Genomic DNA, 23,558 nt, shown 5'->3' with positions numbered 1-23,558 from the left:
GACATGGACTCCGTGAGGTAGCCGAGGATCGCGCGCAGCTGTGCCCTGCCCCATGCGGGGGCGTTCGAGGTGCCGATGCCCACAGGCTCGGCCGGAGCGGCCGGCTTCGCGGGCGCAGCGGTTTCCGGGACCGCCTACCGATGGTCGCGGTTGCCGGTGATCGGCTTCGTCAGCGTCCGGCCGACCCGCTGGGAATCGGGAGATCGGCGGATCCGCTCGGTACGGGGAACTGCGGAATCGTCACAGCCGGGGTGGTGCCCGTGCGGGCCATCACGTCCATCAGGACGGCGTGCATGGTCGCGACCTGCACCGGGTCGAAGTTCGCGAGATCGAGCGGGTTCGCGCGGTTGCGCGTCTCGAGCGGATCGTCGTGCAGGTCGTAGAGCTCGAACTGCGGCAGCGCGCGTCCCGACGGATCGAAGTACATCGCGTACTTCCACCTGTCCTGCCGGACGGCACGAATGTGGTTGGGCTGCTTCACCGTCGTCTGCCCGTTGGCCGCGGCGGCGTTCTCGTCGTCGAAGGTGAACAGGACGGTGTCCTGCACCTGTGGCGGCGTGCCACCGGACGACGCGCCCTCGATGACGGGCGTGAGGTCGACGCCCTTGAACGTCCACGCCGAACGGTCGGGCACGGCGGCCATCGTCGCGAGGGTGGGCATGACGTCGATCAGCGACGCGAGCGCGTCGGTGGAGACCGGCCTCGGGAACATCACCGGATTGCTCACCACGAGAGGGACATTGAGCGTCTCCTCGTAGGCGTTGAAGGCCTTCTGGCGGAGTCCGCCGTGGGAGAGCCCCATCTCACCGTGGTCGGCCACCCGGAAGACGACGGTGCGTTCGCGCATGCCCGAAACCGATTCCAGCGCATCGAGAACCGTCCCGATGTGCTGGTCGACGACCTTGTGCATGTAGGCGTACAGGTTGACGTACTGCCGTGCCGCTTCGGGACCGACGAGCGGACCGAGCGCACCTGCGAGCAGCAGGAGCAGTTCGGCCTGGGCGGTGGGCTTGAAGTTGCGGAGCAGGTCCTCGTCGATGGTGGGCGGCAGGTCGATTCCCTGCTCGAAGGCTTCGGGTGCGAAGGCCCCGTAGTTGTTGCAATCGCCGTCGACCTGATCCCAAGTCTTCGGGTACGAGAGGATGTCGTGGGGATTGGCGAACGACACGATGAGCGCGAACGGCCTGTCGTCGGAGGCGCTGCGCGACCGCAGGAATTCGGCGGCGTCGGAGGCGATCTTGCCGTCGCGGTCGGCGCAGCCACCCCCGAAGTTCTCGGGTGCTGTGTCCTGCCCCGCCTCCGGGGGCTCCCACCCCGCGAAGCCGTACCGCGCGATGTCGTCGGGCGACGGGTCGCCGCCGTCGGCGCCCTTGCTCATGTGCCATTTGCCGCGGTAGTGGACGTCGTATCCGGCGGAGAGCAGCATCTTCGCCATGTTCTGGCCGTCCACCGGCAGCACGGGTTCGGTGGGCGAGAGCGTGCCACCCTCGGTGAGGGTGCTCACCACCCCGTGCTGGGCGGGATAGAAGCCGGTGAAGAACGTGCTGCGACTGGGCGAGCACATCGCGGCGTTGCAGAACGACCGCGTGAAGGTCAGCCCGGTGTCGGCCAGACGCTGCCGGTTGGGCAGGTTGTTGCGCGCCCAGTCGGCCGGCCAGTGCATCGGCTGGCGCTCCTGGTCGGTCATGATGATGAGGATGTTGGGACGCTGCGGTGTCCGAGGCTGTGCCGCAGATGATCCGGCGCCCACGAGGCCGGCAGCGAGGAGCGCACCCGCGCCCACGAGGAAGGTCCGTCGATTGACATTCCACGTGGTGTCGCGACGCGGAACAGCCTGCTGCACGGTCATATCGGTCCTGTCGGAGAGATCCGTGAACGCGTATGTCGTGCAGGAGAATAACAAGACATATGCGTTGAGCGCGCGTCATCGGACGGAAGAGGCGCTGAGGACGATCGGGGGAAGTCGTCCACAGCGCCGCGGAACCGCAGGTCAGGCCGTGCGCAGGAGCGGAACCTTCCGCGCGAGGAATCGGTCGACGCTGAACGCTCCTGCACCGACCGCGGCGAGTAGGAGGGCCCCTGCGCCGAGCGCGGCCACGAGTTCGAAACCGCCGTCGCCGACGTAGATTCCGTTCTCCACGTGCACGATGAAGAACGCGCCGAGCATGAGCAGGAACAGCAGGACGCCGAAGACGGGGACGAGCACACCGAGGATGAGCGCGAGACCGCCGAGGATCTCGATCCAGGTGGCGACGAACGCCGAGACGGCCGGGGCGGGCACGCCCATTCCTTCGAAGCCGGCCTTGGTGCCTTCGTATCCCCACGAATTGAACTTCTGCAGTCCGTGCGCGAGGAAGATGACGCCGAGTACGAGTCGGGCCACGAGGATGCCGAGGTCGCGGACGAGAGGGGTCTTCATGTCGAGCCTTTCGGGTAGGAGGCCGGAGAGCCCCACTTAGTTGAAGCGACAACTAAGGTAGCAACCCTTGGTTGTAGCTTCAACCAGACTTCTGCGCCGGTTCCGGACGGGTACCGGCGAACGCCTCCCCCAGCAACCGTCGCACGCCCACCTCCGTGACCTCCCGGGGATTCGGATACGGCTTCGCCGTCGCCAGTCGTGCCGCCTCGTCCAGATCGGACTCCCGGAACCCCAGTTCCTCGAGACTCGTCGGCCCACCGGCCGCCGCCACGAGGTCGTAGACGCCCGCGGACGCCGAATCCGTGCCGAGCGCCTGCGCGACCCGCACCATGACGTGCGGTACCGACGGTTCGTTGTAGGCGAGCGCGTGGGGCAGCACGACGGTGTGCGTGGCGGCATGCGGCAGGTCGAACGAGCCGCCCAGCACGTGACAGAGCTTGTGGTGCAGCCCCATTCCCGCCGAGGCGAGACAGGTTCCGGAGAGCCACGCCGCGAGCAGCAGATCCGAACGCCCCTCGGGATCGACCGAATCCGCACCGAGCGCCGGGATACCCCGGGCGATCGCGGCCACGGCCTCGAGCGCGAGGGCGTCGACGATCGGATTGGCCTGTTCGGAGTAGAGGGCCTCGACCGCGTGGGCCATCGCGTTGATCGCGCTGGTCACCGCCAACGGAATGGGCATCGAGGTGGTGAACTCGACGTCGTAGATCACGGTCTCGGGAAGGATGTCGGGCGACGAACGCGTGGTCTTCACCCCGTCGGCGGTCTCACCGAGAACGGGCGTCACCTCCGACCCGGCGTAGGTCGTCGGGAGGATCACCTGATCGATCCCCGTGCGGAGTGCCAGTGCCTTGGCCAGTCCTGTGGTGGAGCCGCCACCCACCACGACGACCGCATCGACGTCGTGCTCGGTGACCCGGCCGAGGACCCGTTCGGTCACCTCGACCGGCGTGTGCATCACCGCGCCGTCGAAACGCGCGACCTGCAGATCGCCGAGATACTTCTCGACCAGTTCCGCCTGGTGCCGCACGTGCTCGCCGGCGAGCAGCAAAACGCGGGAACGATCGAGTCGACGTACTTCGTCCGCGACCCGCGAGGCGGTACCGGGGCCGAAGATCACACGTACCGGATGAGAGTTGTAGACGAAGGAGCGCATGCCCGTATTCTCACGACGGGAGTGGGGACGCGCGTGCCCTTTACGAAAGTCCGTACACCCGCTCGGCGTTCGCGGTGGTGGCCGCCGCCAGTTCCTCGGCGTCCTCGCCCCGCACCTCGGCGAGCGCGCGCACGGTGTACGGCAGGCAGTACGACTCGTTCGGCGCGCCCCGGAAGGGATGCGGGGTCAGGAACGGCGCGTCGGTCTCCACCAGCACCAACTCACGGGGCACGAGCGGCGCCGCTTCACGCAGGGCCTTCGCGTTCTTGAAACTCACGGTGCCCGAGAAGCTCAGCAGGTATCCGGCGTCGACGCAGCGGCGGGCCATGTCGGCATCCGACGAGAAGCAGTGGAAGATCACCTTCTCGGGTGCGCCCTCGTCGTGCAGGACACGCAGCAGGTCGGCGTCGGCCTCGCGGTTGTGGATCATCAGCGGCTTGCCGAGTCGCTTCGCGAGGTCGATGTGCCAGCGGAAGCCCTCCTCCTGCTCGGCCGGTTCGGCGCACCCGTCGAGCTTGCCGGGCCAGTAGAGGTCGAGGCCGGTCTCCCCTACCGCGACGCAGCGCGGGTCGGCGGCGAGTTTCTCGATCTCGGCGCGGGTAGCGTCGTCGAGACTGTTCGCGCGGGTGGGATGGATGGCGACGGCCGCGTGGACGCGGTCGTCCCAGTGCGCAGCCCGCACGGCGAAACGCGCCGCCTCGAGATCGTCGGCGACGGTGACGATGCGTCCGACCCCCACCGCGGCGGCACGATCGACGATCGCGGAGGTCGTCGCGGCGTCCTCGGCACCGCACGCGTCGAGGTGCGTGTGGGCGTCGACGAGGGGACTCAACGGCTGCGGGGCTTCGGGGGCGGGACGGGCTGCGCTCACGCCCTATAAACTACTGGCCACCATGACTGCGCCTGATTCCTCCCGCCCGGCTGCCGGCGATCCCACCCGCCCGCCGTTCTACGTCACGACCGCGATCGCGTACCCGAACGGCGCCCCGCACATCGGGCACGCCTACGAGTACATCTCGACCGACGCGATCGCGCGGTTCAAGCGTCTCGACGGCTTCGACGTGCGCTTCCTGACCGGCACCGACGAGCACGGCCTGAAGATGCAGCAGACCGCCGCGAAGGAAGGCATCCCGGTCACCGAACTCGCGTCCCGCAACTCGGACGTGTTCGAGGCCATGGACAAGCGGCTGAACATCTCGTACGACCGGTTCATCCGCACCACGGACGCCGATCACCTCGAGGCGAGCAAGGCGATCTGGCAGCGCATGGTCGACTCGGGCGACATCTACCTCGACACCTACGCGGGGTGGTACTCGGTCCGCGACGAGGCGTTCTACACCGACGGCGAGACCACCCTGCTCGAAGACGGCTCGCGGATCTCCACCGACACCGGCACCCCCGTGGAGTGGACCGAGGAGTCCACCTACTTCTTCCGGCTGTCGGCTTATCAGGACAAGCTGCTCGAGCTCTACGAGAAGCAGCCCGACTTCATCGCCCCGGCCACCCGCCGCAACGAGATCGTCAGCTTCGTCTCCGGCGGCCTGAAGGACCTGTCGATCTCCCGCACCACCTTCGACTGGGGTGTGCCGGTCCCCGATCACCCCGATCACGTCATGTACGTGTGGGTCGACGCGCTGACCAACTACCTCACCGGCGCCGGCTTCCCCGACACCGAATCGGAGTCCTACCGCCGCTACTGGCCCGCCGACCTGCACATCATCGGCAAGGACATCACGCGGTTCCACACCGTCTACTGGCCGGCCTTCCTCATGTCGGCGGGGCTCGAACTGCCGAAGCGGGTCTTCGTCCACGGCTTCCTGTTCAACAAGGGCGAGAAGATGTCGAAGTCGGTCGGCAACGTCGTCGACCCGCTCGAGATGGTCGACCGGTACGGCCTCGACCAGCTGCGCTTCTTCCTGCTCCGCGAGATCTCCTACGGCCAGGACGGCAGCTACAGCCACGAGGCGATCGTCACCCGCATCAACGCCGATCTCGCCAACGACCTCGGCAACCTCGCGCAGCGCTCCCTGACGATGGTCGCGAAGAATCTCGAGGGCACCGTGCCCACGCCGGGCGAGTTCACCGCCGACGACGAGGCGATGCTCGCCCAGGCCGACGCGCTGCTCGCGAAGGTGCGCGCCGAGTTCGACGCGCAGGCCCTGCACCTCGGTCTCGAAGCGATCTGGCACGTCCTCGGCGAGACCAACCGTTACTTCTCGGCGCAGCAGCCGTGGGTGCTGCGCAAGACCGATCCCGAGCGGATGGCGACGGTCCTGTACGTCACGCTCGAGGTCGTTCGGATCGTGGGTCTGCTCGTCCAGCCGGTGATGCCCGATGCCGCCGCGAACATCCTCGATCTCCTCGGTCAGACACCCGAGGCACGGCAGTTCGACGCCGTCGCGACCCGCCTGGCTCCGGGCACGACCCTGCCCGCCCCGGCACCGGTGTTCCCGCGCTACGTCGACGAGGACTGAGCGTCCGATCCGGCGACGGAGAGCTTTCACCTGCGTGTTCTCCGTCGCCGCGCAAACCTGTCGGTGCCGTGCGCCACACTGCGGCGCATGCGCAGCGATAGAACACATGTTCGATCCGATGGCCTGAACGAGCACTCCCTGCTCGCCGAGCTGGGCGGTGCCTACGAGCGGGGATGGCAGCCCGCCGACGTGCTCCACGTGACGGCCCGCTCGAGTGGTCCCTCCGATGTCGCACTGACGGCGGCCACGATGCTGTTCGACGCGCAGATCCGGCGCGCGGCCGAACGCGCCCCCGTCGAGTGGGTACGGCAGCTCGACGAGATCACCCGCCGGCACCCGCGTCCGGCCCACGCCGCCGGAGCCCCGACCCTGGCCGACGGTCTGTTCCGCGCGTTCCCCGACGTCACCCGCTTCGAGATCGAAGGGCTCGCCTTCACCTGGAAGTACCTGCCGTCCTTCGCGATCCTCACACCCCCGCCGTCGCGATGGCCGTCCGTCCGGTCCGGCGACCCGTCTGCGCCCGCCCCGCCCGACACCCGGATCCTCGAACGCATCCGGGCACTGCTGTCGAAGGCCGAGTCCACCGACTTCCCCGACGAGGCCGAAGCGCTCACCGCGAAGGCGCAGGAACTCGTCTCGCGTCACGCCGTGGGTGCGGCGCTGCTGGCCGGACCCGACTCCGGCACAGACCCGGTCGTCGGCCGGCGCATCCACCTCGACAGCCCGTACATCCGCGAGAAGGTCCTGCTCCTCACCGCCATCGGCGACGCGAACCGCGTGCGCACGGTGTGGTTCACCCGGGTGCAGATCGCGACGATCGTCGGTACCGCCACCGACCTGCAGCAGGCCGAGATGCTGTACACCTCGCTGCTCGTGCAGGCCGGACGGGCCGTGCAGGCGGCCGGAACGGCGGGGCGGCGCGGATCGTCCGCGACCTCCTTCCGCCGCGCCTTCCTCACCGGCTACGCGCACCGGATCGGCGAACGTCTCCGCGAGGCGGACGTCCGGGCCACCGCCCACGCCGCCGCCGACGCGCAGATGCCCATCACGAAACTCGCACCCATCCTCGCCAGACGCTCCGACGCCGTCGACACCGAGTTCCGGCGGTTGTTCCCCGTCACCCGCGACTCGCGTAGCCGCGGGGTCGACGCCGACGGCTTCCACGCCGGTCGGGATGCGGCCGAGACTGCCTCGCTGACAACGGAATTCCGCACGGTCGGTCGCTGACCGGATCGATCACCGACGAGGTCGACAGCAGGAGACGGGCGTCACAGGAATTCGCGGTGGCGCCGTGTCACATCCCTGCCACGAGCGGTGTCCTATCGGTGACACCACTTCCGACAAGCGAAGGGAACAGAGCGATGACGACGCAATTCCATGTGGTGGTCGTAGGGGCGGGCTACGCCGGAGTGATGGCTGCGAACCGCTTGCTCGCCGAACACCCCGAGGTGGCGGTCACCGTCGTGAACCCGCGACCGGTCTTCGTCGAACGCGTCCGGCTCCACCAGGTGGCGGCCGGATCCGGAACCGCCACACACGAACTGTCCGATCTCCTGCACCCGCGGGTGACGCTGCACGTCGGCACGGCCGTACGGATCGAGCCCTACGCGGTGTCCCTCGCCGACGGCACGGTCCTGCCATGCGACGCGGTGGTCTACGCCGTCGGCAGCACCACGGGCTCCGGCGCGATCCCCGGTGCGGAGAAGGCGTTCTCCGTCGCCGACCTCGACTCCGCCACTGCCCTGCGCGACGCGCTCCTCGAGGCGGACGATCACGCCTCCGTCGTCGTGATCGGTGGCGGGCTCACCGGTCTCGAGACCGTCACCGAACTCGCACAGTCGCATCCGCGGCACACCCTCGTCCTCGTCGGCGATCCGGGAGCGGCCCTTCCTGTGAACACGCAGCGTTACATCCGCCACCGGCTCGACGAACTGGGCGTTCAGGTCCGGTCGGGAACGCGGGTCGCCCGCATCGACGACGGCTCGGTCGTCCTCGACGACGGCTCCGAGATCCCCGCGACCCTCGTGGTCCGCACGGCCGGTTTCTCCGTGCCCGACCTGGCCCGTCGCAGCGGCCTGCCGGTCGACGACGACGGTCGTCTCCGGGTGCGCGACACCCTGCAGGCGGTCGACGGCTCGCCGATCGTCGGCGTGGGTGACGGCATGCCGGTCGTCGGCGTGGGCGACGCAGTGGTGGTGGACGGCAACGACCACCTGCGCATGAGCTGCCAGGCGGCGATGCCGCTCGGCATCCACGGCGCCGACACGGTGTGGCAGTTGTTGCAGGGACGCGAGCCGGCACCGCTCTCGCTCGGTTTCGTCACGACCTGCATCTCTCTCGGCCGCGATCGCGGCGTCGTGCAGTTGTCGGCACGCGACGACACCCCGTCGAGGTGGGCCCTGCGCGGTCGGCTCGCAGCACCGGTGAAGGAAGCCGTCGTTCGTGGGACCATCCACACCATGCAACTCCAGGCGCGCGGACGTGCCCTGCCGTCCCGACGCGGACCGGACACCGCCGCACGCGAGAAGGCTCACGTATGACCGGCGACGACGTCTTCACCGAGCATCGGGGACTGCTGTTCTCGATCGCCTACGAGATCACCGGCAGTGTCGCCGACAGCGAGGACGTCCTGCAGGAGAGTTACATCCGCTGGGCCCGCACCGACACCGGCAGCGTCGACAATCCGCGGGCCTACGCGGCGCAGATCGTGACGCGTCAGGCGCTGAACTCGCTGCGCTCGGCGCAACGCCGCCGGGAGGACTACGTCGGGCCGTGGTTGCCCGAGCCGATGCTCACCGCCCCCGACGCAGCCGCCGAGGTCGAACTCGCCGAGTCGGTGTCGACCGCGATGCTGTTGGTGCTCGAGACATTGACGCCCGTCGAACGCGCGGTTTTCGTGATGCGCGAGGTGTTCGGTTTCGAGTACGGGCGCATCGCCGAGACGGTCGACCGTACCGAGAGTGCCGTCCGGCAGATCGCGCACCGCGCCCGCGAGCACGTCCATGCCCGGCAGCGACGCTTCACTCCCGCGGGCGACGAGACCGACCGGGTGGTCGCGGCGTTCCTCACCGCGGCCACCACCGGCGACCTCGACGGACTGCTGTCGCTGCTGGCTCCCGACGTGCGGTACCTCGCCGACGGTGGCGGCAAGGTCACTGCGGCCCGAGTTCCGGTCTTCGGCTCCGCGAAGGTCGCCGGCCTGTTCCTCGGACTGGTCCGGCATCCGCTGCCCGACATGACCATCGAGCCGGCCGTGGTGAACTCGATGCCCGGTTTCCTCGTCTACTCGGCAGGTGTCCTCGACATGGTGCTGCACCTCGAGATCGACGACCACCTGATCACCGGCGTTTACGTGGTCCGCAATCCCGACAAGCTAACGCATCTCCGGGCTCGTCCCGATGCTTCCGACCAGACATGACAAGCTGACGCCATGCGGATGGAACGACTCGGCCGCGGCGGCACCGTCGATCGCGTGCTCGGTGCACTCGCAGAACGCGCCAGGATCCTCGCGATCCCCGCCCCGGCGGCACTGTCGGGTGAATGGTTCGGGGCGGCGGCCGTGCTCGTCCCGTCCGTGTCCGTCGAATCCGTCCCACCGGCAGAGGTCTTCTCCCTCCCCGCGGACGCTCCCGGGCCCGGCGGTGCCGATCGGCGCTTCCAGCGCAGTGACGACCGGCCGCTCATCGGAGGCGGGCGCATCGGTTATCTCGCCTACCCGGATCGCATCCCGGACCGACCCGCGCTGCCCCTCGCCGCGAGCGGGTGGACCGACACTGTCCTGCGTCTCGACGCCGACGGGTGCTGGTGGTACGAGACCCTCGGTACCGCACCCTGCCCCGACGATCTCGCCGCGGCAGTCCTCGATTCACCGTCGACCGCCGCCCCGCCGACGAACGCCACAGAGTCGACGAACGCCACGGACTGGCACATCGACTGGACACCACCGCCTCGCGACGAGCACCGCCGCGGCGTCGAACACTGTCTCGACGCGATCCGCGCCGGCGAGGTGTACCAGGCGTGCGTGTGCACGCGGTTCACGGGCAGATGGGACGGCGATCCGCTGGCGTTCTTCGCCGACGGGATCTCCCGGACTGACCCTCCGCGCGCCGCCTACCTGCAGGGATCGTGGGGTGCGGTCGCGTCGCTCTCGCCCGAACTGTTCGTCTCCCTCCACGGCGACACGCTGCGGTCGAGTCCGATCAAGGGCACCCTCCCCCTCTCCGCCGACCCCGCCGGGCTACGGGCATCGGTCAAGGACGTCGCCGAGAACGTGATGATCGTCGATCTCGTCCGCAACGATCTCGGCCGCGTCGCCGAGACCGGTTCGGTGCGGGTCGAGGATCTTCTGACCGTGCGTCCCGCACCCGGCGTGTGGCATCTGGTGTCCACCGTCGCGGCGGAGCGGCGACCGGGTGTGACGGTCGCCGCTGTGCTCGACGCGGCGTTCCCGCCCGCATCGGTGACGGGCTGCCCGAAACTCCGCGCCCGGACGCTGCTCACCAGGTGGGAGGGTTCCGCGCGAGGTGTCTACTGCGGCACCGTCGGCATGTCGAGTCCGATCGCCGGCACCGAACTGAACGTCGCGATCCGCACCGTCGAGTTCGGGCACGACGACAGCGGCAATGGCGTGTGCGCACTCGGTGTGGGAGGCGGCATCACCATCGACTCCGATCCCGACGCGGAATGGCAGGAATGCCTCGACAAGGCTGCCAGCATCCTCGCGCTCGGCGACGCGCGGGCAGCCGTTCAGCACACCTCGTCGGGAGGCGACGGCAACTCGTAACGGTCGAGGACCTCTTCGAGTCGCACCGAGGTGGAACGGCAGATGCGGGCTACGACGGCATCGGCGTCGAGCCCCCATGTGCGGAGCAGACCGTCGCCACCGGCGGCGACGATGGTGCTGTCGGGCGCGAAGGTCACCTGCCATCGTCCCGTTCCCATGTCGGTGACCGGGCCACCGATCTCGTGCATGCCGCCCGGGTCGGCGACGTCCCACAGACGGACAGTGCCGTCGTCGCTGCCGCTGACCGCGCGGGTGCCGTCGAGGGTGATGGAGACGGAGTAGACCGTGCCGGTGTGGCCGCTCAACCGGGTCTCGCGGGCGACGAAGTCACCGGACTCGGTGCGGTCCCAGACCACCACGTCGTGGTCGTCCCCGCCGGTCACCAGCACGTCGCTCGACCCGTCGAAGGCCACGGTGTTCACGCCGGTTGCGTGCCCGTCGGAGACGTTCACCCGTGTCGGGGAGCGCGGATCGGTCACGTTCCAGGCGTAGATCTCGCTGTCGGCGCTCGTGACCACGAGACTTCGGCCGTCGGGGCTGATGGCAGCACTGCGCACGAGATTCTTCGGTCCCGTCAGCGGCTGGCCCCACGGCACCGGTTCGGCGGGATCCGCGATGTCCCACAACTGCACCGTGGAGTCGTCGGCGCCGGTCACGAGGGTCGTGCCGTCGGGTCCGAACGCCAGGGCGGAGGTGAACCTCGTGTCGAGCGGCACCGGATCGCCGAACGGCTTCGGTGTTGCCGGATCGCGCACGTCCCACAATTGCACGCTGCCGCCGGAGGTCGGTGCCGTGGCCAGGATCGTGCCCGAGGGCGAGAGCGCGCACACGTACGCACCGCCGAGCGGGCGCGGCAACGCGATCCCACCGGCGCGGTTCCAGTCGCCGCCCTGACCGACCCGCCAGAGCGTGACATCCGGTCCGTAGCTGCCGGTCGCGACGAGGGCTCCGGCACGATCGATCGCCGGCCTGGTCAGCGCTCCGTCGGCGACCGCCATCCGGGTCTGCGGCATCGTCCACACCCGGACGTTGGAATCCTGTCCGCCGGTGACGACGGTGGTCCCGGTCGGGCTCACCGCGAGCGTCGGGACACCGCCTCCGTGCCCGGTCAGCGGCGGGCCGATCTCGTCGAGGGTTCGTGTCGACGGGTCGACGTCCCACAGTTTCGCGGTGCCGTCCCAGGACGCGCTCGCCAGTGTGCGTCCGTCGGGGAGGAACGCGATGTTCCAGACACCGCCGGTGTGGGCGTTCGTCGGCACCCCCAGCGGGCGGGCCGCGCGCGGATCGGTGGTGTCGAACAGGTGCAGCACACCGTCGTCGCTGCTCGCCGCGAGGATCGTGCCGTCGCCGTTGAAGCTCACCGAATGGGCCACGTCGCCGAAACCGGTGAGCGGCTCACCGAGCGGCACCGGCCGCGAGGGCGTGCTCACGTCCCATAGCCGGACGGTGCGGTCGTCGCTCGACGTGGCGAGGACCTGCCCACCGGGACGGAAGGCCACCGTCCGCACACCACCGTCGTGCTCGTCGACCAAGGTGACGGGGAACCGGCCCGATCCGGGATCCGAGGTGTCGACGAGTGCGACGTGCCCGTCGTCGTAGGGCACGGCGAGCACCCGCCCGTTGGGTGAGTACCGCACGTTGTGCACGGCGCCGTCGGCGTAGACCTGCCGGTCGAGCACCACGCGCGGCGCGGCACGATCGGACGCGTCGTAGATCCACACACCGCCGTCACCTGCCCCGATCGCGAGGAAACGGCCGTCGGGGCTGAACGAGACGGACGCCATGTACTTCGACGACAACCGCAACGGCTCGCCCACGGCGGACGGTTCGTCGCCGTCGAGTGCCCACAGGCGGACGGTGCCGTCATCGCTCGCCGACGCGAGGGTGGCCCCGTCGGGGGAGACGACGACGCCGTAGACCGGCCCGGTGTGTCCGCTCAGTGTGTAGGCGAGGGGCACGGCCTGGCTGGCGATGAGCCTCGAGTACGCGACCGGGCTGTCGGGCTGGAGTTCGGCCGCGACGAGCGCCAGGTTCGCCGAGATCGTGGAGTCCTTGTCCCGCAGGGAGTCGGACAGCGCGACGATCTGCTGGAACTGCGCGGTGCTCCGTGCCGTCTCGGCCCGGCTCTTCGCGTCCCAGGCCAGTCCGGTCATAACGAACGCGATGATCGTGGACAGCGCCATCGCGGTGATGCCGACCCGCCGGGTCCGGGTCTCGCGGGCGATCTGCCGGCGGGAGGCGTCGAGGAAGGCCACCGCGGTGGGGCTGAGCGCGACCGGCCCGCGCCGGCCCTCGGGAGTGCCCGCCATGGCGAGGTGCGGATTCTGCTCGGACACGACGTCCATGCGTCCGCGCTGGTAGAGCAGCTCGCGGTTGCGTCCGGAGCCGAGCCAGGTCGACGCGTCGGCCTCGATCTGCTGTCGCAGGGCGGCACCGGCGCGGTCCTGCTGGATCCAGGACTTGAGTCGGGGCCACGCGTCGATCACCGCATCGTGGATGAGTTCGACATAGTCGGCGTCGACGACGAGCACACGTGCCGACACGAAATGGTCGAGGACGCGCTTCGACGCGTCGCGATCCTCCCCGCCGACCGCGAGCAGTTCGTTCAGCGACCGCGCGATCTTGACGTCCGTGCCGGTCGTGGTGACGTACACCAGGTGGACGAGCATCGAGCGGGCACGGGCACGGTCGGAATCGTCGGCGAGACTCTCCCACGCTCGTTCGGCGCCGGCGGCGACGGATCCGCGGACCCCGCCGGTCGCGCGGTAGGCGGCGACGGTGAGCGTGCCCCCGCTGCGCTTGTCCCACAGGGAGTCGAGCAGGTGGGACAGCAGGGGAAGCTCGGTGCCGCTGATCTCACCGTCGGCCAGTCCGGTGAGGTCGTGGAGGATGAGGTCGACGAGACCTGGTTCGAGGCGGACACCCACGAGTTTGGCGGGCGCGGTGATGACCTCGACGAGATCGTCGCGGTCGAGGGGCTGGACGGTCTTGGTCCGCCGTTCGAGGGCCCGGGCGAGCACGGGAGTGGCCACTGCCTGGTCGTAGAAGTCCGACCTCATCGTCGCGACGACGAGTGCGGGCGCGTCGCCGTCCGAACCGGTCGACGCCGTCTCGATCAGGGTGAGGAACTCGGTGCGCAGAGCGACGTCGCTGCACTGGGTGAACAGTTCCTCGATCTGGTCGACGACGATCAGCAGCAAGGACGACGACGTACGGGAGGTCGCGGCACGCAGGGCCGCGTGGACGGCGGTGTGGTCGGCGGGGTCGCCGACGTCGGTCAGTTCGGGGAGCGCGTCGACGAGTCGTGCCACCGGGTCGGTGCCGGGGGTGAGGACCACCGGGTGGCAGTCCGGCGCGGAACACAGCTGGGGAATGAGACCGGCCTGTACGAGCGAGGACTTGCCGACGCCGGAGGCACCGGTCACCACGACCGGGCCCTGCCCGTGGGAGGCCGTCACCACGTCGGCGAGGGTCCGCACACTCTGGGCGCGCCCGAAGAACAACCGGGCGTCGTTCTGACGGTAGGAGGCGAGTCCCTTGTAAGGGCGGATCCCGGGCGGCACCGATACCGATGCCGATTCCTTGGTGCGCGGAGCGTTCGCCTGGCCGCGCGCGGCCTTCCACCAGTTCTCCCACTGCTTCAGGGAGTACAGACCGGGGGCCGGCGGTTCGGCGTTGAGCTCCCGCGCCGCGCGGATGAGGACCACGAGCACCGGATGCACCGACTCGAAGTTGGCCGGCATCCGGTTGCCGCTGCGCCAGTCGCTGACCCGCTGTACGGAGACGGTCCGGTCGCTGCCCACCGCCCGGGCGACGGTCGCGGCATCCGAGACGACCTTCTTGAGGGCGGGACGACCGGCTGCGGCGAACAGCATGCGCAACTGGTCGGCGAAGAACTGACGCTGCGCCGAACCAGGCTTTCCGCCGGTCTCTGACATCCGTTCCGCGCCCTTCGTGCTCCCGTTCCCCGCCTGCAAACATCCGCTGCGGAAAAATTCCTCACCACGTCTGAGCAGGGATGATACCGGTTCCGCGCCGGTCGGTATTCTTCGTCCCCATCAAAGACGGGGAAGAGTGGTGACCACGCAAGGTTCGGCCTTGCAGTGTGGGGCGGGGGCCTCCACGCCGATAGGGACTGACGAGGGGTAGTTCCGGGTCGGCGTGGAGGCATGCTCCACATACGTTCGGCCCCGCATCACGCGGGGCTCTTCGCGTATCCCCGGCCTACTTCACGACGTCGGGATCGTCCGTCGCGACGGGGCCGTTCAACAGATACGGATCGCGATCCAGGTAGGCCTTCGTCTCCCGCGCGATCAGTCCCGACAGCACCAGCAGACCGATCAGGTTCGGCAGGGCCATGAGGCCGTTCATCACGTCCGAGAAGTTCCAGACCACCTCGAGCTGGGTGGTGGCACCGATGAACACCACGATCACGAAGATCGCGCGGTAGGGCACCACGCCGCGGCGACCGACGAGACGCTCGACGCACCGCTCGCCGTAGTACGACCAGCCGAGGATCGTCGAGAAGGCGAAGAAGACGACCGAGATGGCAACGATCCAGTGACCCCAGTCCCCACCGAGGCCGTCGGCGAAGCCGGCCGATGTCATCGCGGCGCCCTGCTCGCCGGACTCCCAGGCTCCGGTCGTGACGATGACCAGACCGGTGAAGGTGACGACGATGATCGTGTCGATGAACGTCTGGGTCATCGACACCAGGCCCTGACGCACCGGGTGGGTGGTCTGGGCGGCCGCGGCGGCGATTGCCGCGCTGCCCATGCCCGACTCGTTCGAGAAGATGCCGCGCGCCACGCCGTAACGCAGAGCGATCATGAAGACCGATCCGATGAAGCCACCGGTGGCCGCCGTGCCGGTGAAAGCATCGGTGAAGATGAGCGCGAAGGCATCGGGGATCTGCGTGAAGTTGACCGCGAGGACGATGATGCCGGCGCCGACGTAGAGGAGGATCATCGCGGGCACGAAGCCGGCGGTGACCCTGCCGATGGACTTGATGCCGCCGAGCAGGACTGCCGCGGCGAGCACGGTCATCACGATGCCACTGAGCCAGGTCGGCACACCGAAGGTGCCGTCGAGCTGGGTAGCGACGGTGTTGGCCTGGGTCATGTTGCCGATGCCGAAGCTGGCGAGCACGGCGAACACCGCGAACAGCAGACTCAGGACGAGACCGGCCTTGTTGGGGATGGCGCGGGCGAGGTAGTACTGCGGACCACCGCTCTGCTCACCCTTGGCGTCGGTCGTGCGGTACTTCACGCCGAGGAACGCCTCGGAGTACTTGCTGGCCATGCCGACCAGGCCGGTGACCCACATCCAGAACAGCGCGCCGGGCCCACCGAAGTAGATCGCGGTGCCGACACCGGCGATGTTGCCCACGCCCACCGTCGCGGCGAGCGCGGTGGTCAGTGCCTGGTACTGGGATATGTCGCCTTCGGTGGCGCCTTCGTCGTGGCGGGTGATCAGACCCAGCCGCAGTGCGGGCCACAGCTTGCGGAACTGGATGCCCTTCAGCCGAATCGTGAGCACGAGGCCCGTGCCCAACAGCAGCGGGATGAGCAGGTACGGCCCCCACACCACCCCGCCCACCTCGACGAGGAAATCGTTCACCGAATCCATCCGCGTCCTCCTGATCGTCCGAAGTCCCCGACAGCGTCCGACCGGCCGGTGCCGGTGACGTCTGCGCTCGGGACCCGGCAGAGTCTAGGCTTCCGTGGCACGCAGTGTCCCCGGACCCCGCGGCGCGTCCGATATGCGTTCTTCTCGATCGGTGGGCGGCAGGCCGCGGCAGTCGCGACGCGCTTCCAGCACCGCGTCAGTCGCGACGCGCTTCCAGCACCGCGTCGTACAGTTCGCGCTTCGAGACCGTCGCACCGGACGACGTCGACGCCGCTTCGGCGACGACGGCGCAGGCGTCCTTCAGCCGCATCCCGTCCTCGACCTTCCGTTCCACCTCGTCGACGAGGTCGACGGGGTCGGTGGCCACGGCAACCGCCCCTTCGAGCACCACGGTGATCTCACCGCGCGCGCCCTCGACGGCCCACTCGGCGAGTTCGGCGAGCGTGCCGCGGCGCACTTCCTCGTAGGTCTTGGTGAGTTCGCGGCAGACGGCGGCGCGACGGTCACCGCCGAGCACGTCGACGGCGTCGGCCAGACAGGCCGCGAGCCGGTGCGGTGCCTCGAAGAACACCACGGCGCGAGGCTCCTGGACGAGCGTGCCGAAATACGCGCGTCGCTGGCCCGGCTTGCGGGGTGGGAACCCGTCGAAGCAGAACCGCTCGACCGGCAGGCCCGACAGGGCGAGGGCGGTGGTCACGGCGGACGGACCGGGCAGGCAGGTCACCGGCAGACCGGCCTCGACGCACGCCGCGACGAGCCGATAGCCGGGATCGCTCACCGACGGCATGCCCGCGTCGGTGACGAGCAGGACGGTGCGGCCCTCCTCGATGTCGGTGATCAGGCCCGGCAGTCGCGACACCTCGACCTGATCGTAGAAACTCACGACCCGCCCGGTGATGGTGACGCCGAGCGCCGCGGCGAGTGCCTTGGTGCGCCGGGTGTCCTCGGCGGCGATGACGTCGGCGGTGCCGAGAGCGTCGCGGAGACGCGCCGAGGCGTCACCGATATCTCCCATCGGAGTGGCGGCCAGCACGAGCCGGCCCTCTCCCGGATTCGCGCCGTGGACCGGTTTGGCTGCCTGCATACGGCTCAGCCTACGATCGGAACGTGACCGTGACGGACCGCAGCCCTTCACAGGCCCCCGGCCGTGGTCCGTCGGCAGCGCAGGATCGTCGCCTCATCGGTCCCGGCCCGTTGGTGCCCGGACCCGAGCCCCTTCCGGGAGATCGGGCGCGCGGCTGGATCGTCACCGCCTTCGTCACGGCGCTCGCCGCGATCACGCGGTTCACGATGCTCAACTACCCCACCGATGCGAAGACACCGGTGTTCGACGAGAAGCACTACGCACCGCAGGGCTGGCAGGTGCTCACCGGCGGCTGGATCGAGGACAATCCCGGCTACGGGCTCGTCGTGCATCCGCCCGTCGGCAAACAGATGATCGCGCTCGGCGAGGCACTGTTCGGATACACCGCGTGGGGTTGGCGTTTCTCGGCCGCTGCGGCCGGCGTCGTGCTCGTCCTGCTGGTCGTGCGGATCGTGCGGCGGCTGACCCGCTCGACGATGCTCGGCGCGATCGCCGGTCTGCTGCTCGTCGTCGACGGGGTGACCTTCGTGTCGTCCCGCCTCGGCATGCTCGACATCTTCCAGGCGGTCTTCGTCGTCGCGGCGTTCGGATGCCTGATCGTCGATCGCGACGATGTGCGTTCCCGCATGGCGAAGGTGCACGCCGAGGGCCGTGTCCTCGACAGTGTGTGGGGTCCGCGTTTCGGGGTGCGCTGGTGGCGCTTCGGTGCGGGCATCCTGCTGGGTCTCGCGGTGGGCACCAAGTGGTCGGGTCTGTACTTCATCGCGTTCTTCGGGCTGATGTCCGTGGCCTTCGACCTCGCGACGCGTCGCGCGTACCGGGTGCAGCGACCGTGGATCGGGACGGCCCTGCGCGACATCGGTCCGGCGTTGTACGCCCTCGTGCTCGTCCCGCTCGGGGTGTACCTGTCGACCTACTGGGCGTGGTTCACGAGCGAGACCGGCGTCTACCGTCACGCGGTCGGCTCGCGGATCGGCCACGACGGGATGTTCTCGTTCGTGCCCGACGCGCTGCGGTCACTCTGGTACTACAGCGCGAGCGTCCTGGAGTTCCACTCCGGCCTGACGAACTCGGCCGGCAACCAGCATCCCTGGGAGTCGAAGCCGTGGACGTGGCCGATGGGCCTGCGGCCGATGCTGTACTACTTCGCCGACGGCGAGCGGATCAGCGGATGCGACGCCGAGCAGTGCGTCAAGGCCGTGATGTTGATCGGAACGCCGGCGCTGTGGTGGGTGTCGGTGCCGGTGCTCGGATGGGGACTGTGGCAGCTGCTCGTCCGCCGCGACTGGCGGTGGGCCGCGGTGCTCACCGGATACGGCGCGGGGATCCTCCCGTGGTTCGCGAGCCTCGACCGGCAGATGTACTACTTCTACGCGGTGCCGATGGCGCCGTTCCTGGTGATGGGTGTCGCGCTGGTGCTCGGCGACATCCTCGGGTCGCCGCATGCCTCGACGGAACGACGGACGACCGGGCTGCTCGTGGTGTGCCTGTATGTCGGGCTCGTCATCGCGAACTTCGTGTGGTTGTGGCCGATTCTCACGGCGCTGCCGATCACCCCGGAGCACTGGAACGACCAGCTGTGGCTCCCCAGCTGGCGCTGAGCGGAGCGCAGTCGCTCGTCCCGAGGAGAGCTCAGTTGGGTTCGTCGAGCACGCTGCCCTCGGCCAGCTCGACGTCGCGGTCCCTGTCGGAGCCGTAGCGGATGCCGTCGAAGCGGCGCGCGAATCGCTCGTCGACGACCGTGAGGAAGACTTTGAGTCGTTGGAGCAGCTCGGACAGGTGGCGGGGCACGAACGGATCGCCGAGCAGGTCGACGGTGGCGACAAGCCGGTCCTCGACGAGCACCACCTTGATGTGCGGCCACGTCCGGTTCAGTTCGGTGAGCTCGGCGAGCGCGTGGGTGCGACCGCCGGTGGGCGCGGCTCCCGGGGTGTCGTCCTCGGGGATCGCGTGCAGCAGCGGTGCCCACAGCCGGATGCTGCCGTCGTCGTCGATCACGACGAAGACCACATGGGAGTCGAGGACGACGACGAAGTCGCCATCGGCGTCGACCGGCACAGGGCGGCCGAGGGCGTGCGCGAGCGCATCGCTCACGCGTTCGCGGAGGTCGCCGAGGGCTGAGGGCGGGTGTGCCTGCAAGAAGGCCGGATGCGGCACCTTCCCGCGACCGCGCAGCACCGACACGATGTGCCGGGCGAGCGTGTCGGCCTCGGACACGGGCCTGGTGACCGGCTCGGATCCGGTGACCTCGATCGTGGCGTGTCCCCCGGCGCTCGCGAGCACCCGCACGCAGGCCGCGGGCCCCGAGGCGGTCTCGGCGTGCAGTTCGAAGGCGTCGGGTCCGGCGAGTTCGGAGATGCGCCGGGCCAGTTGCGAGGCGTAACGGGACCAATCGCGGTCGAGGGCCTCGTCGAATCGGTCGGTGTCGGTCACGCGCACTCCTCTCGAAGAGCAACTGCCGGGCAGGCGACACCGTACTCGGGGTGGGCGACAACTCACCGCAGGCACGCGGCGTCGTGTGTCACCCGTGATGCCGTCGTCCGACCGCCGCCCACACCGCGACTCGCGATCCGCGTTCGAGGATGTCGACGATCGCGAATCCTGCGCGTGCGAGAACGGTGCTCACGGTCATCGAGACGGTTCCGGTGTCCTCCCCCGGTCCTGCCCCGTCGATCACCCACAGTTGTCCGTCGTCGGTCAGCAGCGGCGCGAGGGCGGCCGCGGCGGCGGTGTCCTCGCGGAGGTCGGGGATGTCGAGTGCGTAGATGCGGTCGAACTTCTCCCACTGCGCGAACTCGTGGGCGCGGGTCACCGAGGGTGCCACGCGCACGCGGCCGTGGGGACCGACGTTCTCGGCGACCACGGCGGAGGCGGGCCCGGCTTCGATCGCGAGGACGGACGTGCCCGGACGCGCATCGAGGACGTCGAGCAGGAACTCGACGTCCTCGATGTGGGACCGCTCGGTCATTCGACCTTGCGCAGTGTCCGTTTCCTGCGCCCGCCCGTGATCAGGGGGTCGCGCTGCAGATCCCGGTACAGCGACACGCACAGACCGATCATCACGAGGAGGAAGGGAGCTGCCGCGATGATCGTCATCGTCTGCAGGGCGTTGAGGGCTTCCTCGCCGCCGCTCCACAGCAGCAGGGCCGCGACACCGCCGGTGAGTCCGCCCCAGAAGACCACGACGCCGCGATTCGGCGCGAGGGTGCCGCGTTGACTGAGGCTGCCCATCACCATCGACGCGGAGTCCGCTCCGGAGATGAAGAAGATGGCGATGAGGAGCATCGCGACGACCGTGGCGATGCCGGTGAGCGGGAGGTTGCCGAGCACCCCGAACAGCTGTCCTTCGACGCTGTCGGCACCCGCGATGTCCAGGCCGTCCAGCTGCTGTCCGATACCGGCGCCGCCGAACACCGAGAACCAGATGAGGCTGACGAGGCTCGGGACGAGGATGACACCGACGATGAACTCGCGGATGGTGCGCCCGCGGCTGATGCGGGCGAGGAACATGCCGACGAAGGGCGCCCACGAGACCCACCACGCCCAGTAGAAGATCGTCCAGCTCGACAGCCACTCACCTGCGGCCTCGTTGGAGGCGGCCGTGCGCGCCGACATGCGGGCGAACTCCGCGGCGTAGGCACCGAGGGTGGTGGGCACGAGGTTGAGGATGAAGACGGTGGGTCCGAGCACGAACACGAAGATCGCCAGGATCGCGGCGAGCACCATGTTGATGTTCGACAGATATTGGATGCCCTTGGCGACACCCGTGACCGCGGAGGCGATGAACGCGAGCGTGAGCAGTGCGACGATCGCGACGAGCAGCATCACTCCGGCCGTCTCGAGCCAGCCGGTGACCTCGAAGCCCGAGCCGATCTGCAGCGCGCCCAGGCCGAGCGACGCCGCGGTGCCGAACAGGGTCGCGAACAGGGCGAGGATGTCGATGACCTTGCCGAGCGGACCTTCGGCCCGGCGTCCCAGCAGCGGGATGAACGCCGAGCTGATGAGCTGCTTGCGACCCCTGCGGAAGGTGCCGTAGGCGATGGCCAGACCCACCACGGCGTAGATCGCCCAGGGATGCAGGCTCCAGTGGAACATCGAGGTCGCCATCGCGACGCCGGTGCCGCCGGTGCTGCCCGGTGGCGGCTCGACGAAGTGCGAGAGCGGTTCGGCGACACCGAAGAACATCAAGCCGATGCCCATGCCGGCGGCGAACATCATCGAGATCCAGCTGACGGTGCGGAACTCCGGCTTCTCGTCGTCCTTGCCGAGCGGAATGCGGCCGTATCGGCTCACCGCCAGCCAGAGCGCGAAGAATACGAATCCGCTCGCCGTGAGCACGAACAACCAACCGAACTCGACGACGATCCAGTCGAGGATGTTCCCGGTAACGGTCCCGAAATTGTCGGTGGCGGCCAGGCCCCACACCACGATCGCCGCGACCAGCGCGGCAGCGACTCCGAAGACCACTTTGTCGGTCTGCGGCGGATGCGCCGCGGACGCGGCTACTTCAGAAGCACGGGCGCCCGAGACCTCGTCGATCTCCTCGGACCCGGGCCGATCACCAGGGACATTCATGCGAACAAACCTTGCAAGTTTCGGGCGCCTGCGGAGCGGAATCGTCGAACCCGAGAAAATCATCACATTCCGGACGCGCCGTGCATTCTCTGCACGAACCCGAAGATCGGCAAGTCAACCCGCGCGCAGGGCGGCCGAGACGAACTCGAGGATCTCCTCGTCGGACATCCCGAGTGCCCTCACCTCGGTGACGTACTCGTTGGTGGATCGCTGGGCCCGCGTGCGGGTGGGATCGCCCGTGTCGGCGACGAACGTCCCCGCCCGCCCCCGGGCCTCGAGCACACCCACCTTCTCGAGTTCCCGGTAGGTCTTGGCGACCGTGTTCGGAGCGATGCCGAGGGTGTCGGCGAGGCCCCGGACGGTGGGCAGCTTGGTACCAGCGATCAGCTCACCATCGTGGACCAGGTCGACGATGCGTCGCCGCAGTTGCTCGAACGGCGGGACAGGCGAGTCTGGATCGATGGCGAGGTCGAGCATTCTCGCAGGTTATCAGCGCTCGGTGACCTTGACGGGCGCTTCGGCCGAGGGCACCTCGGCAGGGGCGTGATTGTAACTCCCGGTCTCGAGCAGGTCGCGGATCTGGATGAGCAGATCGGTCTCGCTCAGCGGCTCGTCCTCGGGCTCCTTCTCCGGCGCGAAGCGGGCCTTGGCCGCGTTGACCGGCACGATGAGCACGAAGTAGACGACGGCCGCGATGATCAAGAAGTTGATCGCCGCGGAGATGACGGCGCCCAGGTTGACGAAGGTCGCGTCGTTCGACGAGAGCAGGCGGAAGCCGAAGCCCATCTCATTGTCGCCACCCACGGCAGCGACCAGCGGGTTCACGATGTGATCGGTGAACGCCGTGACGATGGACGTGAACGCTGCGCCGACGACCACTGCGACGGCGAGTTCGACGACATTTCCGCGCAGCAGGAAATCCTTGAAACCTTTGAGCATCGTGCTCCGTGCCTTTTCTGGTGAGAATTCGAAAAACTTCAGTGCGCGGAGATCGTAGTAACGCTGCCCACCGGCTTCAACAGGGACGAATCGGGCAACACGGCGGCGGGTGGCAGTGGGTTACGGATTGCGCCGGGGCAGAATCGGGCCATGGCAATCACGGCGACGATCTATCACAACCCGCGCTGCAGCACGTCACGCAACACTTTGGCGTTGCTGAAGGAGAACGGACTCGAACCCACGGTCATCAAATATCTCGAGACTCCGCCCTCCCGAGACGAACTGCAGGCGCTGCTCGATGCGGCAGGTCTCACACCGAGTCGAGCGATCCGGAAGAAGGAATCGCTCTACAAGGAGCTGAACCTGGCCGAGGTGTCCGAGGACGAACTGCTCGATGCGATGGTCGCGAATCCGATCCTCATCGAGCGTCCGCTGGTCGTCACCGACAAGGGCACCGTGCTCGCGCGTCCGGTCGACAAGGTGCGCGAGATCCTCTGACG

Annotated in this window: 19 protein-coding genes; 7 read left to right on the top strand and 12 right to left on the bottom strand. The window is 68.8% G+C overall.

Going from position 1 to position 23,558, the window contains the following annotated elements; translation table 11 throughout:
* Window positions 1–169 precede the first annotated feature (169 nt).
* From NVV99_RS07310 to NVV99_RS07295, 4 genes are all read right to left on the bottom strand, one after another.
* Window positions 170–1,849: a sulfatase-like hydrolase/transferase gene (locus tag NVV99_RS07310; RefSeq protein WP_260782785.1), complete on the bottom strand. Its 1,680-nt coding sequence runs from the start codon at window positions 1,847–1,849 to the stop codon at window positions 170–172.
* A gap of 141 nt (window positions 1,850–1,990) precedes the next feature.
* Window positions 1,991–2,419, bottom strand: coding sequence for a DoxX family protein (locus tag NVV99_RS07305; protein ID WP_019288774.1), 429 nt, complete (start codon window positions 2,417–2,419; stop codon window positions 1,991–1,993).
* Between the two features lie 79 nt (window positions 2,420–2,498).
* Complete coding sequence (locus tag NVV99_RS07300) at window positions 2,499–3,575, bottom strand: maleylacetate reductase (protein WP_254583883.1); 1,077 nt, start codon at window positions 3,573–3,575, stop codon at window positions 2,499–2,501.
* A gap of 40 nt (window positions 3,576–3,615) precedes the next feature.
* On the bottom strand, window positions 3,616–4,446 hold the full coding sequence (locus tag NVV99_RS07295; RefSeq protein WP_060652139.1) for a TatD family hydrolase: 831 nt from the start codon (window positions 4,444–4,446) through the stop codon (window positions 3,616–3,618).
* Window positions 4,447–4,468: 22 nt separating this feature from the next.
* On the opposite strand from NVV99_RS07295, the gene metG reads away from it, so the two are divergent.
* From metG to NVV99_RS07270, 5 genes are all read left to right on the top strand, one after another.
* Entirely contained in the window at window positions 4,469–6,049 is a 1,581-nt protein-coding gene (metG, locus tag NVV99_RS07290; protein WP_006553813.1) for a methionine--tRNA ligase, read from the top strand.
* Between the two features lie 87 nt (window positions 6,050–6,136).
* Window positions 6,137–7,276, top strand: coding sequence for a DUF2786 domain-containing protein (locus NVV99_RS07285; protein ID WP_193903279.1), 1,140 nt, complete (start codon window positions 6,137–6,139; stop codon window positions 7,274–7,276).
* Window positions 7,277–7,410: 134 nt separating this feature from the next.
* The gene (locus NVV99_RS07280; protein WP_080678543.1) at window positions 7,411–8,589 is read left to right on the top strand and encodes an NAD(P)/FAD-dependent oxidoreductase; all 1,179 of its coding nucleotides are present in this window, start codon (window positions 7,411–7,413) and stop codon (window positions 8,587–8,589) included.
* Entirely contained in the window at window positions 8,586–9,467 is an 882-nt protein-coding gene (locus tag NVV99_RS07275) for an RNA polymerase sigma-70 factor (RefSeq protein WP_024103206.1), read from the top strand. Before NVV99_RS07280 ends, NVV99_RS07275 begins: the two co-directional genes overlap by 4 nt.
* Window positions 9,468–9,479: 12 nt before the next feature.
* The gene (locus NVV99_RS07270) at window positions 9,480–10,832 is read left to right on the top strand and encodes an aminodeoxychorismate synthase component I (RefSeq protein WP_260782784.1); all 1,353 of its coding nucleotides are present in this window, start codon (window positions 9,480–9,482) and stop codon (window positions 10,830–10,832) included.
* Here NVV99_RS07270 and NVV99_RS07265 read toward each other — a convergent pair.
* The 3 genes from NVV99_RS07265 to rsmI form a co-directional block, all read right to left on the bottom strand.
* Entirely contained in the window at window positions 10,796–14,770 is a 3,975-nt protein-coding gene (locus tag NVV99_RS07265) for a WD40 repeat domain-containing protein (protein WP_260782783.1), read from the bottom strand. The genes NVV99_RS07270 and NVV99_RS07265 overlap by 37 nt on opposite strands.
* Before the next feature lie 286 nt (window positions 14,771–15,056).
* Complete coding sequence (locus NVV99_RS07260; protein WP_041803560.1) at window positions 15,057–16,460, bottom strand: sodium:alanine symporter family protein; 1,404 nt, start codon at window positions 16,458–16,460, stop codon at window positions 15,057–15,059.
* A 196-nt stretch (window positions 16,461–16,656) separates the two neighbouring features.
* Window positions 16,657–17,544 carry a 16S rRNA (cytidine(1402)-2'-O)-methyltransferase gene (gene rsmI / locus NVV99_RS07255; protein ID WP_260782782.1) on the bottom strand — a complete coding sequence of 296 codons (888 nt, stop codon included), beginning with the start codon at window positions 17,542–17,544 and terminating at the stop codon, window positions 16,657–16,659.
* A 95-nt stretch (window positions 17,545–17,639) separates the two neighbouring features.
* Between rsmI and NVV99_RS07250 the strand changes: the two genes are divergently transcribed.
* Window positions 17,640–19,145 (top strand): dolichyl-phosphate-mannose--protein mannosyltransferase, encoded by a 1,506-nt coding sequence (locus NVV99_RS07250; RefSeq protein ID WP_197481803.1) that lies wholly within the window; start codon window positions 17,640–17,642, stop codon window positions 19,143–19,145.
* A gap of 31 nt (window positions 19,146–19,176) precedes the next feature.
* Here NVV99_RS07250 and NVV99_RS07245 read toward each other — a convergent pair whose 3' ends face one another.
* The 5 genes from NVV99_RS07245 to mscL form a co-directional block, all read right to left on the bottom strand.
* Complete coding sequence (locus NVV99_RS07245) at window positions 19,177–19,977, bottom strand: hypothetical protein (protein ID WP_064255735.1); 801 nt, start codon at window positions 19,975–19,977, stop codon at window positions 19,177–19,179.
* 88 nt (window positions 19,978–20,065) lie between these two features.
* On the bottom strand, window positions 20,066–20,512 hold the full coding sequence (locus NVV99_RS07240; RefSeq protein WP_193903275.1) for a hypothetical protein: 447 nt from the start codon (window positions 20,510–20,512) through the stop codon (window positions 20,066–20,068).
* On the bottom strand, window positions 20,509–22,119 hold the full coding sequence (locus tag NVV99_RS07235; protein ID WP_006553803.1) for a BCCT family transporter: 1,611 nt from the start codon (window positions 22,117–22,119) through the stop codon (window positions 20,509–20,511). Before NVV99_RS07235 ends, NVV99_RS07240 begins: the two co-directional genes overlap by 4 nt.
* A gap of 114 nt (window positions 22,120–22,233) precedes the next feature.
* Window positions 22,234–22,596 carry a GntR family transcriptional regulator gene (locus NVV99_RS07230; protein WP_039583790.1) on the bottom strand — a complete coding sequence of 121 codons (363 nt, stop codon included), beginning with the start codon at window positions 22,594–22,596 and terminating at the stop codon, window positions 22,234–22,236.
* 12 nt (window positions 22,597–22,608) lie between these two features.
* A complete protein-coding gene (gene mscL / locus NVV99_RS07225; protein WP_006553801.1) occupies window positions 22,609–23,058 on the bottom strand; it encodes a large conductance mechanosensitive channel protein MscL in 450 nt (149 codons plus the stop codon).
* A gap of 150 nt (window positions 23,059–23,208) precedes the next feature.
* On the opposite strand from mscL, the gene arsC reads away from it, so the two are divergent.
* Entirely contained in the window at window positions 23,209–23,556 is a 348-nt protein-coding gene (arsC, locus tag NVV99_RS07220) for an arsenate reductase (glutaredoxin) (protein ID WP_024103198.1), read from the top strand.
* Window positions 23,557–23,558 lie beyond the last annotated feature (2 nt).

The sequence above is a fragment of the Rhodococcus sp. PAE-6 genome (assembly GCF_025290685.1).
GTDB classification, from domain to species: domain Bacteria; phylum Actinomycetota; class Actinomycetes; order Mycobacteriales; family Mycobacteriaceae; genus Rhodococcus; species Rhodococcus pyridinivorans.
The sequence above is the reverse complement of the archived record's forward strand: the minus strand, read 5'-3'. Positions and strand labels throughout refer to the sequence as shown.